This is a genomic window from Rheinheimera sp. (assembly GCF_036568245.1).
Taxonomy (GTDB): Bacteria; Pseudomonadota; Gammaproteobacteria; order Enterobacterales; family Alteromonadaceae; genus Alishewanella.
The window spans coordinates 1-13,040 of the sequence record NZ_DATCSY010000237.1 but is presented as its reverse complement, the minus strand read 5'-3'; the positions used below and the strand labels follow the sequence as shown (position 1 = coordinate 13,040).

The window sequence follows — 13,040 nt, the reverse complement described above, 5'->3', positions numbered from 1 at the left end:
AGCTGGTCAGCCTGAAAACAGAAGACAAACCCAAGGCTCCGGCAAAACCGTCAGGTTATCTGGCGCAGGAGCAACATAAGCTGATTGAGTTTGTCGCCTTGCAGCAACAACACGCCGAGCAGCGCTTTGACGCTAAAAAGCAATTGCAGCAACAAAATGACAGTATTGCCGCGCCAGCCATCTATCTGGGCAAAGGCCAGCAGATTGTCGGCGCGAGTTTATCGCCTAAAGCCGATTATCTTGTGGTATCAGTACGTAAGGCAGGTAAAGCCAATGAGAAAGACATCATGCCGAATTATATTACCGGCAACGGTGATATAGCAGCGCAGAAGGTGCGCGCCCGCGTCAATGATGTAACTCCTGAACCGCAACGCATTTTGCTGATTAGCCTGCAAGATGGTAGCAGTGCTGAGTTAAGCTACAGCAGCTTGCCAGGCTACAACGAAGACGTGTTGGCTGAGGTAAAAGCAGAGAATGCCAAGGCCCGAGGTGAAAAGTACAAGAGCGAAAAAGTGATCCGTGCTATTGGTCTGATGAACGACTGGTATTGGAGCCAGAGCGCTATACGTTGGCACCGCAATGGCGAGCAGGTGGCGCTGATGCTAAAAGCATTGGATAACAAGGACCGCTGGATAGCAACCGTTGACCTGAAACAGAAAAAATTGTTGCCACAGCACCGGTTACATGACGATGCCTGGGTTAACTATGCTTTTAATGACTTTGGCTGGCTGAATAACAGCGAGAGTCTGTACTATTTGTCTGAAGAGTCTGGCTATTCACATTTGTATATCAAGCCTTTAAAAGGGAAGGCCAAAAAACTGACCGAGGGCAGTTTTGAAGTCGCAGACCCGGTATTGACACACGATGACACCTACATCTATTTCCAGGCAAACGTAAATCACCCGGGTAATTACGAAGTGTACCGCACCGTTCTTACAAACGGTAAAACGGAACAGCTGACCAAACTGGGCGGTAATACCAGCTTTATACTGTCGCCGGATGAGTCAAAACTGTTACTGAATTTTTCCACTAATCTTAAACCGAATGAATTATACGTAGCTGATGCTGCCGCAGGCGCAGAAGTGAAACCGCTGACAGATACTGTTTCGGCTGAGTTTAAACAGCTGCCCTTGGTTGCGCCGCAAATCGTGGCGGTACCTTCAAGCCACGGTAAACAGCCGGTTTTTGCTAAAGTGTATTATCCGCAAGATTATCAGCAGGGTGAAAAACGCCGTGCTGTGATCTTTAACCACGGTGCCGGTTATCTGCAAAACAGTGATTTAGGTTGGTCAGGCTACTTCCGCGAGTTCCTGTTCCATAACTTACTGACCCAGCAGGGCTATGTGGTAATGGATATGGATTACCGGGCATCAAAAGGCTATGGCCGTGACTGGCGCACCGCGATTTACCGGCGGATGGGCACGCCGGAGATTGAAGATTTAGCCGATGGCGTAAACTGGCTGGTCGATAATGCCAACGTTGACCGTAACCGTATTGGTACTTATGGCGGCTCTTACGGTGGCTTTATGACCTTTATGGCGCTGTTTACCCAGCCAGATCTGTTCCAGGCCGGCGCGGCATTGCGTCCGGTCAGTGACTGGGCGTATTACAACCATGCTTACACCTCTAACATTCTGAACTCACCGGCGATTGACCCTATAGCGTATCAGCGCAGTTCACCTATTTATTTTACACAGGGGCTGAAAAAGCCACTGCTTATCAACGCTCCTATGGTTGATGACAATGTATTTTTCCAGGACGTTGTACGTTTGGTGCAGCGCCTGATTGAACAGGAGAACAGCAACTTTGAAACAGCAATTTATCCGGTTGAACCGCATGGTTTCCGTCAGCCAAGCAGCTGGCTGGATGAGTACCGCCGGATTTATAAATTGTTTGAGCAAAATTTGTAAGGTGCAGCTATTACGGCCGCAATACCCGCTTTGGCTCGTCGCAGCAACTCGCACCAATGCCTGCGGCGGGGCTCAGACACTCTGCGCCGACCAAATCGGGTTTCCTGCCTACATTGGATATAGCACTTAATATAAAAAACGTCTCACCAGGAGACGTTTTTTGTCATCGCGTTGTAGCGCCGTTAGTCTTTTTTCAACAAATCCCGAATTTCAGTCAGTAGCTTCACATCCTCCGGTACAACAGCGACCGGTGCAGGCTTGGCTTCTTCTTTTTTCTTTAATGAGTTCATCGCTTTGACGCCAACAAATACGGCAAAAGCGATAATAATAAAGTCGATAATGGTCTGGATAAAAGCGCCGTATTTAATTACGACTTCGGCCTGAGTTTCCGTTGCCTGCTGAATAACAACCGCCAGATCGCGAAAGTTAACCCCGCCTAACAACACCCCGATAGGTGGCATAATGACATCGTTAACAAATGATGAAACGATTTTGCCAAACGCTGCGCCGATAATAATACCGACGGCCATATCTACTACGTTGCCACGCATGGCAAAGGTTTTAAATTCCTGCAGCATACTCATAGCTAAACTCCTGTTTTATTATCATTATCTGCCATTGGGTCTGCAGCTATATGCTGCTAATGGCTAACAATACTATAGCCAGCAAAGGGTATTTTGCCACTAGCATTTAAGACAATTTATAGCTTTAACTCAGGGCTTTAACGCGCCATTGGCCGCAACAAAGTCGGTGTCAGCCTGAAAATGCAGCACGTTGCCATGATAAGGCTGATGCAGCTGCAGGCTGGCGGCGTGTAACATTAACCGCGGTGCTGCTTGCTGCACCTCCGCTGGAGCATAAAACGCATCGCCCAGTATCGGGTGGCCCAGCGACTGCATATGTACGCGTAGCTGATGTGAGCGCCCGGTGATGGGGCTAAGTTCAACCAAAGCCCGGTCTGACAACTGCTTTACTAAGCTGTAGTGGGTTATCGCGGTTTTTCCGCTTCGCTGACAAACCTTCTGTTTGGGAAGTTGGTCTTTATCCGCAACAAGCGGTAAATCGATAGTGCCGTCCGCCTGCTGCAGCTGGCCCCATACCATGGCCAGATAGCGCTTTTTGACCACTCTGTCGGCAAACTGCTGTTTTAAAGCAGCTTCGGCTTTACGTCGCAGTGCTATAACGACAACACCGGAAGTCGCCATATCAAGGCGATGTACCAGCTGCGCCAGTGGATATTGCTGCTGTACGCGGCTTAGCAAACAATCTGACAAATGCTCGCCACGGCCGGGGTTGGTTAAAAGACCACTTGGTTTGTTTAGCACAATCAGATCTTTGTCCTGATACAGGATATCAAGCCAGGGCTCGGTAGGCGGATTATAAATAAAAGGCGTAGTCATGCTGGCAAGGTCTGCAGACAAAGAGCGTAGCTTAGCGTAATTTCAGCGGCAGGCAAGCGGCTTTTACGGCATAATGGCCGCCGTTTTGACGATGGAGAGCATGATGAACAGCGCTGAACAACTGGCAATACTGCCGGCAACAAAAGAGCCGTACCAGATAATATATGCTGATGATGTGCTGCTGATCGTCAGTAAGCCGGCGCAGCTGCTGACAGTGCCCGGGCGGCATCCACAGAATCAGGATTGCCTGATCAGCCGGGTACAGCGCGAATTTCCCTCTGCTGCGGTAGTGCACCGGCTGGATTACGATACGTCCGGTTTGGTTGTTTTACCCATGACGAAGAGAGTACTGTCTGATATCAGCAAGCAGTTTCAGGCCAGGACGGTGCATAAGCACTATATTGCGCTGGTTGCCGGTAAGTTGGCAAAAACACAGGGCATTATTGAACTGCCGATAGCCGCTGATACTGACAACCGGCCGCTTTACAAAGTATGCCAGCAAGACGGCAAACCATCAGTTACCCGCTACACGCTGCTTAGCTACGACAGCACAACAGATCAAAGCCGGGTAAAGCTGGAACCGGTAACCGGACGCTCACACCAGCTGCGTGTGCATATGCTGGCGCTTGGTCACCCGATGCTGGGTGATACGTTGTATGCACCAGCCGGCGCTGCTGACAAAAGCAGCCGTTTAATGCTGCACGCAGAATATATACAGTTTCAGCATCCGCTGACTAAACAGCTGATGGAGTTTAGCGCCGTGGCACCTTTTTAGTCTTCAGCCAGAGCATGGCTGGTAAACCTAACGCCAGCGCACTGACAACGCCATATAAGTGAGCGTCAGTTGCGACACTGGCATTTATCAGCTTAGCTAAATCTTCATCTGGCCCATGCCATTGCTCCCAGCTTACCTTGACAATAAGGCCTACCAGCAGTAACCAGCCTGTATTGATTTTCAGCTGAATGTCTTTTAACGCGCCAAGTGTCAGCATGGCGTGCAGCAGACCCGACAAACCAACGTAAATATGTATTTGTTCAGAGCCAACATATAACAGCATGCTGATCGCCAAAGCACACAACAGCCAATACAGCGCCAGTTGGCGGGAGCTGAAGCAACCGGCATGCAGCAACATTGCCAGCAATAGGCCGCCCAGATTCATCAGCAAGTGCCAGTTGTTGCTGTGTACCAGGTGGCCGGTGAGTAAACGCCAGTATTCAGCAGCGGCGATGCCTTCTCTGCTGTAACTTAGCATTGTCTGTGTATGTTCCGGCAATACCGCCAATAACAACATGGTGGCAGCTAATACCAGATAGGGTAGACAGGACACAAAATACGGCTTAAATTTGCGCAAAGGGATATCATCAGACGTTATCAATGCGCATATGCAAAACGATAAGCCAATCCAGGTCAAGCAAAATTCTTATTAACACTCAGCCTGATACCACCGTCTGCGCTGAAGTTGCCGTTACAACCGCTCAGCGGCGGCTGTCAATATTGATATTAGCGGTCGAACTGGTTAGGGTGTTTGTACTTTACTATAAGCAGATCAACCGAATTATGTTTAGCCAGTTGTCTCACCGCTACAAAACACTATTAGTTTTAGGTTTTACTTCAGTCATCACTTTACAGACCAGTGCTGCACAGCAGGAAACACGGGAGCCGGAAGCCGCGACCGGCCTTTATCAGCAACAACTGGTTACTGCAAAGCACTACATGGTCGCTGCTGCGCATCCGCTGGCAGCTGAAGCGGGCAGAGCAATACTGGCTAAAGGCGGTAGCGCAGTCGATGCGGCTATCGCCACCCAACTGATGCTGGGGCTGGTTGAACCCCAAAGCTCGGGGATTGGTGGCGGTGCCTTTATGCTGCACTGGCAGGCCAAACAGCAGCAGCTGACCAGTTTTGATGGTCGTGAAACGGCACCGGCCAGTGCCACACCACTACTTTTTACCGAGGACGGTAAGGTGATGAACTGGCGTAACGCCTATGTTGGCGGTAAGTCTGTCGGTGTTCCTGGCGTTGTTGCCATGCTGTATGACGCGCATCAGCAATATGGCAAGCTGCCATGGGCAGCGCTGTTTAGCGATACCATACAAACGGCAGAACAAGGTTTCGCGGTATCCAGCCGCACCGCATCTCAGCTGGCCAAAGGCTGGAACAAAGGTGTAGCGGAGTTCTATGATTCAAAACAGTATTTTTTCCCGCATGGCAAAGCGGTAGCTGAAGGCGAGATCCTGAAGAACCCGGCCTACGCCGCCACACTGAAACTGATTGCTCAACATGGCCCGGACGCTTTTTACCGGGGGGAGCTGGCCAAAGCGATAAGCGACAGGGTGCAGACTGCACCGGTTAACCCCGGCAAGTTATCTGTATCAGATTTAGCTGGTTATAAAGCGGTTCAGCGCGATGCTATCTGTATGCCATACCGGGTTTATAAAGTGTGTGGCGTGGCGCCGCCGAGCTCAGGCGGTGTTGCCGTACTGCAGATTTTAGGCATATTACAGCATTACGACATGTCTAAATTGGCACCGAATAGCCTTCAGGCTACCCACGTGCTGGCTCAGGCGGCAAAACTGGCCTTTGCTGACCGGGAACGTTATCTGGCAGATCCGGCATTTGTGACCGTACCAGTCGACGGTATGCTGGAAACAGATTATCTGGCAAACCGTGCTGCGCAGATTGATCTGACCAAAGCTGGCAAGGCGGCCGAAGCGGGCGTACCACGCGGGGCGCCCGGGCTTATCAGTGCCAGCTCACCAGAGTTACCGAATACCAGCCATTTTTCTATTGTAGACAGTGAAGGTAATGCGGTCAGTATGACCACCAGCATTGAAAACGTGTTTGGTTCGGGCTTAATGGTGGGCGGATTTTTATTAAATAACCAACTGACCGATTTCAGTTTAAGCCCGGAGCAGAACGGCTATCTGGTGGCAAACCGGGTAGAAGGGGGCAAAAGGCCGCGCTCGTCAATGGCGCCGATGATGGTGTTTGACCAACACAATAAACCCGTACTGTTGATTGGCTCACCGGGTGGCAGCCGTATTATTAATTACGTGGCGCAAAGTATTGTCGCGGTATTGGACTGGAAACTGGATGTGCAACAGGCGCTGAGTTTACCGCGTATCACCCATCGCAATGATTATCTGGCACTGGAGAAAGGCACTGTACTGGAGCAACAGCAGGGCGCTTTAGAAGATATGGGCTACCAGGTGCAAATTCAGGACCTGAACAGTGGCCTGCATGCTATTACTATCAGCGAGGCCGGTTTACAAGGCGCAGCAGACCCGCGCCGCGAAGGCCGGGTGGCAGGCGAATAACAGGGCTTACTATGACAGATATTGTAATTCAAACCAAAGACGGTGTGCTGCAGATCCGGCTAAACCGTCCGGCCAGAAAAAATGCATTAAGTCAGCAGATGTACCGGGATATGAACAGTGCCTTGCAGCGGGCCACAGAAGACAGCAGCATCAAGGTAGTGTTATTGCAGGGCAGTGACGACTGTTTTAGTGCCGGCAACGATTTAAAAGACTTTCTTGCTGCTGGTGTAATGGATACTGAGCACCCCACAGTGCAGTTTTTATATCTGCTGGCGCAGTGTCCAAAACCACTGATTGCTGCAGTTTCTGGCCTGGCAATTGGTATTGGCACTACCGCATTGCTGCACTGCGACCTGGTCTATGCCGCTGATACGGCTTGTTTTCAGTTACCATTCACGCAGTTAGGGCTGTGCCCTGAAGCGGCGTCCAGTTTGCTGTTGCCCAGGTTGGTGGGGTATCAGCGCGCTGCACAATATCTGCTGCTGGGAGAGCGTTTTGATGCAGCACAAGCACACGCCATGGGGCTGGTAAATCAGGTGGTTACCCATGCTGAACTGGAAGCTTTGGCATGGCAAAAAGCGCAGCAGTTGGCCGCTTTACCGGCCGATGCGGTGCAAACGAGTAAAACCTTGCTAAAAGCCGGGAGTCGCGAGGTTACTGCGACTATCGCTGCGGAACTGGCGCAGTTTCAGCGTTTGCTGGATGGTGATGATTGTCAGCAGCGTATAGCGGCGTTTTTTAAGCGTTAGGTTAAGCGGGGAGCTGTGCTCAGCATCAGCGGGCGCTGGTGCTGAACTTATCTACTTTCACTGAGCTGACAACCCAGCTGCTGTTTCTTTTCTTCATTTCAACGACCCGTAACTCATCTACCTGCTTACCGTCGTGGGGGCCTGTCAGCAATAAGGTAATTTCGGCAACGTCTTCATATTGTTCACGCAGGTTACCACCGCTACGGTTGACGCGGATCTCAACACTGTCAAATGATACATTAATCAGTGTGCGTCCTACCTGGCGCACTGTGCCATAAGACTCCATCAACTCGGCGTATTCTTTAGTGCTGAGACTTTTCGCTTTTTCTAAATCTTTTTCGTTATAAAGTGCCTGAAAGAACTCAGTGGCAATGTACTCTGGCGTACCCCACTGCGCATTTACTTTAGGTTTGTCATCTTTGCAGGCCACTAACAACAGCAGTAGGGGTAAAAGCCAATACAATTTCATGTGGTGCAGTCCAGTATCAAACGGACAACCAGTGTGGCTTTTTTTTGGCAGGCTGTAAAGTAAAGAAAAGGGCTGCAAAAGCAGCCCTTAACAAACGCTAACAGATTGTTTACGCTTGCAATTCCTGCTCGGTAAAAATGTCTGCAAATAATGGGCTGGTTAAGTAACGCTCCGCGGCACTGGCCAGAATAATGACGATATTTTTACCGGCGTTTTCTGGTTTAGCGGCAAGGCGCTGTGCCGCGACTAACGCCGCGCCGGATGAGATACCGGCCAGAATACCTTCTTCTTTCATTAAACGGTGTGCAGCTGCAATGGCTTCGTCACTGGTAACCTGCTCGACACTGTCAACCAGCGTCAGGTCCAGGTTGCCTGGAATAAAGCCGGCACCTATACCCTGAATTTTATGCGGTCCGGGCTTTAACTCTTCGCCGGCTTTAGCCTGGCTGATAACCGGTGACTCTGCCGGCTCTACTGCGACACTTTGCAGCGCCAGTTTCTTCTCATTTTTCAGATAACGGCTAACACCTGTGATAGTGCCACCAGTGCCGACACCGGCAACAAAGATATCCACTTTGCCATCTAAGTCGTTGAAAATTTCCGGGCCTGTGGTGTCAAAGTGAATTTGCGGGTTGGCCGGGTTTTCAAACTGACCGAGAATTAAATATTTATCCGGGTTTGACGCCTGAATTTCTTTGGCTTTTTCAATGGCGCCTTTCATGCCTTTCGGGCCTTCAGTCAGCACCAGATTAGCACCTAAGGCTTTTAACAGCTTACGGCGTTCCAGACTCATGGTGGCAGGCATCGTCAGCGTCAACTTATAACCGCGGCTGGCCGCAACAAACGCCAGCGCAATACCGGTATTACCGGATGTCGGCTCAATGATTTCTTTATCTGCAGTCAGAAGGCCTTTTTTCTCGGCATCCCAGATTAACGCTGCGCCTAAACGACACTTCACGCTGAAGCTTGGGTTACGCGCTTCAATTTTTGCATAAACATTGGCACCGCCTTCGATGGTCCGGTTTAATTTGACCAGAGGGGTTCTGCCGATAGACAATGAGTTGTCTGCATAGACGTTTGCCATAAAAAAACTCCGTTTACGATAAATTGGTTATAAGAATACGCCAGCGTGGCAAAAATGACAGTAGCTTTTGGCTATAAGATATTACATTTCACCACAAGCATAGAGGGAAATAATGGCCTTTGTAAGCACCGACAATTATATCGTTTCAGCTGAACTGGCATTGGCAGTAAACGCGGCCGTAACGCTGGAAAAACCACTGCTGATAAAAGGCGAGCCAGGCACCGGTAAAACCAGGCTGGCAGAGGAATTAGCAGCCAGTTTAGGCACAGAATTAATTCAGTGGCATATCAAATCTACGACTAAAGCTCAGCATGGCTTGTACGAGTATGACGCGGTTTCACGTTTGCGCGATAGCCAGCTGGGTAGCGACAAAGTGCACGATATTAATAACTATATTCGCCCGGGTAAGTTGTGGCAGGCATTTAGCGCAGCAAAACGGCCGGTGCTGCTGATTGATGAAATAGATAAAGCCGATATCGAGTTTCCAAATGATCTGCTGCATGAGCTGGACAGGATGGCGTTTTATGTGCACGAAACCGGGGAACAGGTTACAGCCAGAGAGCGGCCAATTGTAATTATCACGTCTAATAACGAAAAGGAGCTGCCAGATGCCTTTTTACGCCGCTGCTTTTTTCACTATATCCGCTTTCCGGACGCCGAAACCTTGCGTGCTATTGTCGCGGTGCATTTTCCGCATATTCAGCAGCAGCTGTTAACTGTGGCGCTGGAAGTGTTTTTCGAACTGCGTGAATTACCGGGCTTAAAGAAGAAGCCCTCTACATCTGAGTTGCTGGACTGGTTAAAGTTATTGCTGGCCGAAGATATACCGGCAGAGGTACTTACCGACAAACAGCAAAAGGGTGGTTTAATGCCGATGTTTGGTGCACTGCTGAAAAATGAGCAGGATGTGGCTTTAGTTGAGAAACTGGCTTTTTTAGCGAAAAGACAAGGGCGTTAATTGATGGCTGTCAATATAAAGCATAGCTTGCTTGCGAAGGCCCAGAACCTTGTTAAGGTCGGCGCAGAGTGTCTGAGTGAGGGCGATAGCACGAGCGAGTTGCTGCGACGAGCCTTGGCAAGTGTTGTGGGCCGAAGTGTGCACAATACAGGTGTGCCACATGCTAATTGATTTCTTTTTTACGCTGCGAAAATACGGTTTAAAAACCAGCATTACTGAATTGCTGGACTTGCTTCACGCGTTACAGAAACAGATGATCTTCGCCGATACCGAAGCCTTTTATCAGTTAGCACGGCTTTGTCTGGTAAAAGATGAAACCCAGTACGATAAATTCGACCGTGCTTTTGCCGAGTACTTTGAAGGTGTTGCCGGGGTCGATATTGCTGCCAGCATTCCGCCTGAATGGCTGGTGCCGGAAGTGCTGCGTAAGCTCAGTGAGGAAGATAAAGCCAAGCTACAAGCGCTGGGCGGGCTGGATAAACTGCTTGAAACGCTGCGCGAGCGTTTAGCCGAGCAGCAAAAAAAGCACAGTGGTGGTAGTAAATGGATAGGTACCGGCGGCACGTCGCCGTTTGGTGCTTACGGTTACAACCCGGAAGGTGTGCGTATTGGTCAGCAGGGCAGTGGCGCACGCCGGGCGGTAAAGGTGTGGGATAAGCGTGAGTTTAAAGATCTGGACACCGAAAGCGAGTTAAATAATCGCAGCATAAAGCTGGCACTGAAGCAACTGAGGAAATTTGCCCGTAGTGGCGCCGAGAATGAACTGGATTTGCTCGGTACTATTCAGGCCACATCAGAGCAGGCTGGTTGGCTCGATTTGCGTTTTATGCGCGAGCGGCACAACGCGGTGAAGCTGCTGGTGTTTTTTGATGTCGGCGGTTCAATGGATGACCATATCGAACAGTGTCAGAAGCTATTTGCTGCAGTTAAAACCGAGTTTAAATATCTGGAGTTTTTTTACTTTCATAACTGCGTGTATGAAGGCGTCTGGCGCGATAATAAACGCCGTTTTACCGAGCAGGTAAAAGTAGCAGACATTATTCATACCTATGGCAGCGACTATAAACTGATTTTCGTTGGCGATGCGACGATGGGCCCTTACGAGATAGAATATCCCGGCGGCAGTGTCGAACATTTTAATGAGCTGCCGGGCAAAGTATGGTTACAACGGTTACTGGCGCAATACCCCAAAGCAGTATGGCTAAACCCCCAGCCACGGCAATGGTGGGGGCATTACTACTCTATTGATATCATACAAAAGATTCTGCAAGGCCGGATGTTTGCTCTGACATTAGATGGCCTTGGCAGTGCTATCAAAGTCTTGCAGTGATCTCCGGGCTTAAATGCCCGCTAGCCCAGGTTCCTTGACCAGATTAATGCAGAAACTCTTCGATGCCTTCGTCCAGCTCTGGCGCTTTTTCCAGCCGGGCAAACAGTTCAGATAATGTCAGGTGTAATGCATGCACCAACTTTGCCGGGAAACCGTCAAAGTTACCTTCGGCAATACTGCGCTCGTTGTCGAGCATGTACTGGGCAATATTAATACACACGGCATAAGCGGACAGCTGTGACGACGCTGCCGGGTTTTCCTGATAGCGGATGGCGGTGACGATTTCCTGTGGAAAATGCCAGTAATCAGCCAGTTCAGCACCGGCCTGAGTGTAATCAAAGCCGAGTAATTGCTTTTCCAGGCGAGAGCGGCTTTCGCCGGTATTAACCCGCTTATCGATAGCAATGGCCTCTTCCGGCTTAACCAGATGGATCAGATACTCACCTATGGCGTGCAACAGGCCACAGGTATAGGCAATTTCAGCATCTATTTTAAATGACTTAGCCAACCATTTGCAGCGGTTAGCAATTTTGAAAGACTTAATCCAGAACGCTTCCAGATCAAAGGCCTCCGGGCCCTTCAGTGTGGATGCAAAACCGACAGATAACACTAAGGTGCGTAATGAGTTAAAACCCAGCACCAGCACGGCATCTTTTACTGAACCTACTTTACGGTGGCCGCCGTAGCGCACAGAGTTTGCCATGCGCAGCACTTTGGCCGTTAATGCCTGATCATTACTTAAGATAGTGGCAATATGGCCGCTGGTAATGTCGGGGTTATTAAAACTGGCGATCAGCTCCTGCACAACTTTGGGGATACTGGGTAAGTTTGTGGCTTTTTCAATCATTTGCTTCATAGCTGTACTCGGGTCTGGAAGGTTAGCGTCTTAGGTATTCTCTATCTGAGCAGTATAAACATAGTTCAGACATTTTGTGTTGTTATTGTTTTATAACAAAATAATCCAGAATCTATCTGTTTTGGCCAATTAACGTATAAAGTTGGCGTCAGACAGCGTGATGGCTGGACACTGTGCATTGCGGCCCGTATATTGTCGCCTGCATGTTAAAACTGTATTGCAGTAAGGACTGAAAGTGAACAGCCTCAGTACTGATATGAACGCGCTTACTGATACCAGCGCTATGTTTGTTGCCCAGCCGGTATTTAACAGAGATAAGCAGCGTTATGCTGTTGAGTTGTTGTATAGCAATAGTAGTAATATCAGTGCCTTACAGCTTGATACAAACCTTAGTAATGAACAGTTGACGCGCTATTGTCAGGAGATTACCGAACAGGCAGAGCAATACCGGACAACAGTGTTTGTAGGTGTAAGCGCCGAGCTTCTGCTGGCTGCGGCAAAACTATCGCTTCTGCCTGGGCGCACGGTGCTGACATTGGCCGGCGCTATTGACGTTACCCCCGCTTTACTGACCGCCGTGGCCGCTTATAAACAGCAGGGCTTTCGTTTTGCCATAAATAACAGCAGCGTGAGTGACCACACTTTGCCACTGCTGGCGTTAGCTAACATCATCAGACTGGACTTACTTGGCAGTGATCTGACTGCTGTTGAGCGCTATAAAAAGCGCTACGGCAGGCCGGATTTGCTGTGGCTGGCTGAAAAAGTTGAAACAGATGATCAATTTGCTGCCTGCAAGGCGCTCGGATGTGATTTGTTTCAGGGCTACTTTCTGACCGATGCTCTGGCAGTCGATGGCAAGAAAATTGAACCCGGGGCACTTAAACTAACTGAAATTATCCGCTGCCTGTTTAGTGATGAGCCTGATATTAATCAGCTGGCAACGCTGCTCAACGATGAGCCCGCCATAG

General features: G+C 49.6%; 13 protein-coding genes. 7 read left to right on the top strand and 6 right to left on the bottom strand.

Features of this window, described 5'->3' with window-relative positions:
• Positions 1 to 1,910 (top strand): S9 family peptidase (locus VIN66_RS10935; protein WP_331924027.1); only part of this gene is annotated, 1,910 nt, incomplete at its 5' end.
• A 182-nt stretch (positions 1,911 to 2,092) separates the two neighbouring features.
• Here the strand turns inward: VIN66_RS10935 and mscL are convergent.
• Both mscL and VIN66_RS10925 read right to left on the bottom strand, forming a co-directional pair.
• On the bottom strand, positions 2,093 to 2,494 hold the full coding sequence (mscL, locus tag VIN66_RS10930; RefSeq protein WP_331924026.1) for a large-conductance mechanosensitive channel protein MscL: 402 nt from the start codon (positions 2,492 to 2,494) through the stop codon (positions 2,093 to 2,095).
• 129 nt (positions 2,495 to 2,623) lie between these two features.
• A complete protein-coding gene (locus VIN66_RS10925) occupies positions 2,624 to 3,331 on the bottom strand; it encodes an RluA family pseudouridine synthase (RefSeq protein ID WP_349257534.1) in 708 nt (235 codons plus the stop codon).
• Positions 3,332 to 3,410: 79 nt separating this feature from the next.
• Between VIN66_RS10925 and VIN66_RS10920 the strand changes: the two genes are divergently transcribed.
• The gene (locus tag VIN66_RS10920; RefSeq protein WP_331924025.1) at positions 3,411 to 4,085 is read left to right on the top strand and encodes an RluA family pseudouridine synthase; all 675 of its coding nucleotides are present in this window, start codon (positions 3,411 to 3,413) and stop codon (positions 4,083 to 4,085) included.
• Here the strand turns inward: VIN66_RS10920 and rrtA are convergent.
• On the bottom strand, positions 4,063 to 4,638 hold the full coding sequence (gene rrtA / locus VIN66_RS10915) for a rhombosortase (protein ID WP_331924024.1): 576 nt from the start codon (positions 4,636 to 4,638) through the stop codon (positions 4,063 to 4,065). The genes VIN66_RS10920 and rrtA overlap by 23 nt on opposite strands.
• Positions 4,639 to 4,868: 230 nt before the next feature.
• On the opposite strand from rrtA, the gene ggt reads away from it, so the two are divergent.
• A complete protein-coding gene (gene ggt, locus VIN66_RS10910) occupies positions 4,869 to 6,626 on the top strand; it encodes a gamma-glutamyltransferase (protein ID WP_331924023.1) in 1,758 nt (585 codons plus the stop codon).
• A gap of 11 nt (positions 6,627 to 6,637) precedes the next feature.
• Positions 6,638 to 7,375, top strand: coding sequence for an enoyl-CoA hydratase (locus VIN66_RS10905; protein WP_331924022.1), 738 nt, complete (start codon positions 6,638 to 6,640; stop codon positions 7,373 to 7,375).
• 25 nt (positions 7,376 to 7,400) lie between these two features.
• Here VIN66_RS10905 and VIN66_RS10900 read toward each other — a convergent pair whose 3' ends face one another.
• A complete protein-coding gene (locus VIN66_RS10900) occupies positions 7,401 to 7,844 on the bottom strand; it encodes a hypothetical protein (RefSeq protein WP_331924021.1) in 444 nt (147 codons plus the stop codon).
• A 109-nt stretch (positions 7,845 to 7,953) separates the two neighbouring features.
• Entirely contained in the window at positions 7,954 to 8,928 is a 975-nt protein-coding gene (gene cysK / locus VIN66_RS10895; protein ID WP_331924020.1) for a cysteine synthase A, read from the bottom strand.
• Between the two features lie 112 nt (positions 8,929 to 9,040).
• On the opposite strand from cysK, the gene VIN66_RS10890 reads away from it, so the two are divergent.
• Positions 9,041 to 9,886: an AAA family ATPase gene (locus VIN66_RS10890; protein WP_273023629.1), complete on the top strand. Its 846-nt coding sequence runs from the start codon at positions 9,041 to 9,043 to the stop codon at positions 9,884 to 9,886.
• Positions 9,887 to 10,046: 160 nt separating this feature from the next.
• Entirely contained in the window at positions 10,047 to 11,216 is a 1,170-nt protein-coding gene (locus VIN66_RS10885; RefSeq protein ID WP_331924019.1) for a vWA domain-containing protein, read from the top strand.
• Between the two features lie 43 nt (positions 11,217 to 11,259).
• On the opposite strand, the gene VIN66_RS10880 is transcribed toward VIN66_RS10885, so the two are convergent.
• Entirely contained in the window at positions 11,260 to 12,072 is an 813-nt protein-coding gene (locus VIN66_RS10880; RefSeq protein WP_331924018.1) for an HDOD domain-containing protein, read from the bottom strand.
• A 235-nt stretch (positions 12,073 to 12,307) separates the two neighbouring features.
• Here VIN66_RS10880 and VIN66_RS10875 point away from each other — a divergent pair.
• Positions 12,308 to 13,040, top strand: a 733-nt coding sequence (locus VIN66_RS10875; protein WP_331924017.1) for a hypothetical protein, incomplete at its 3' end; no start/stop codon positions are given.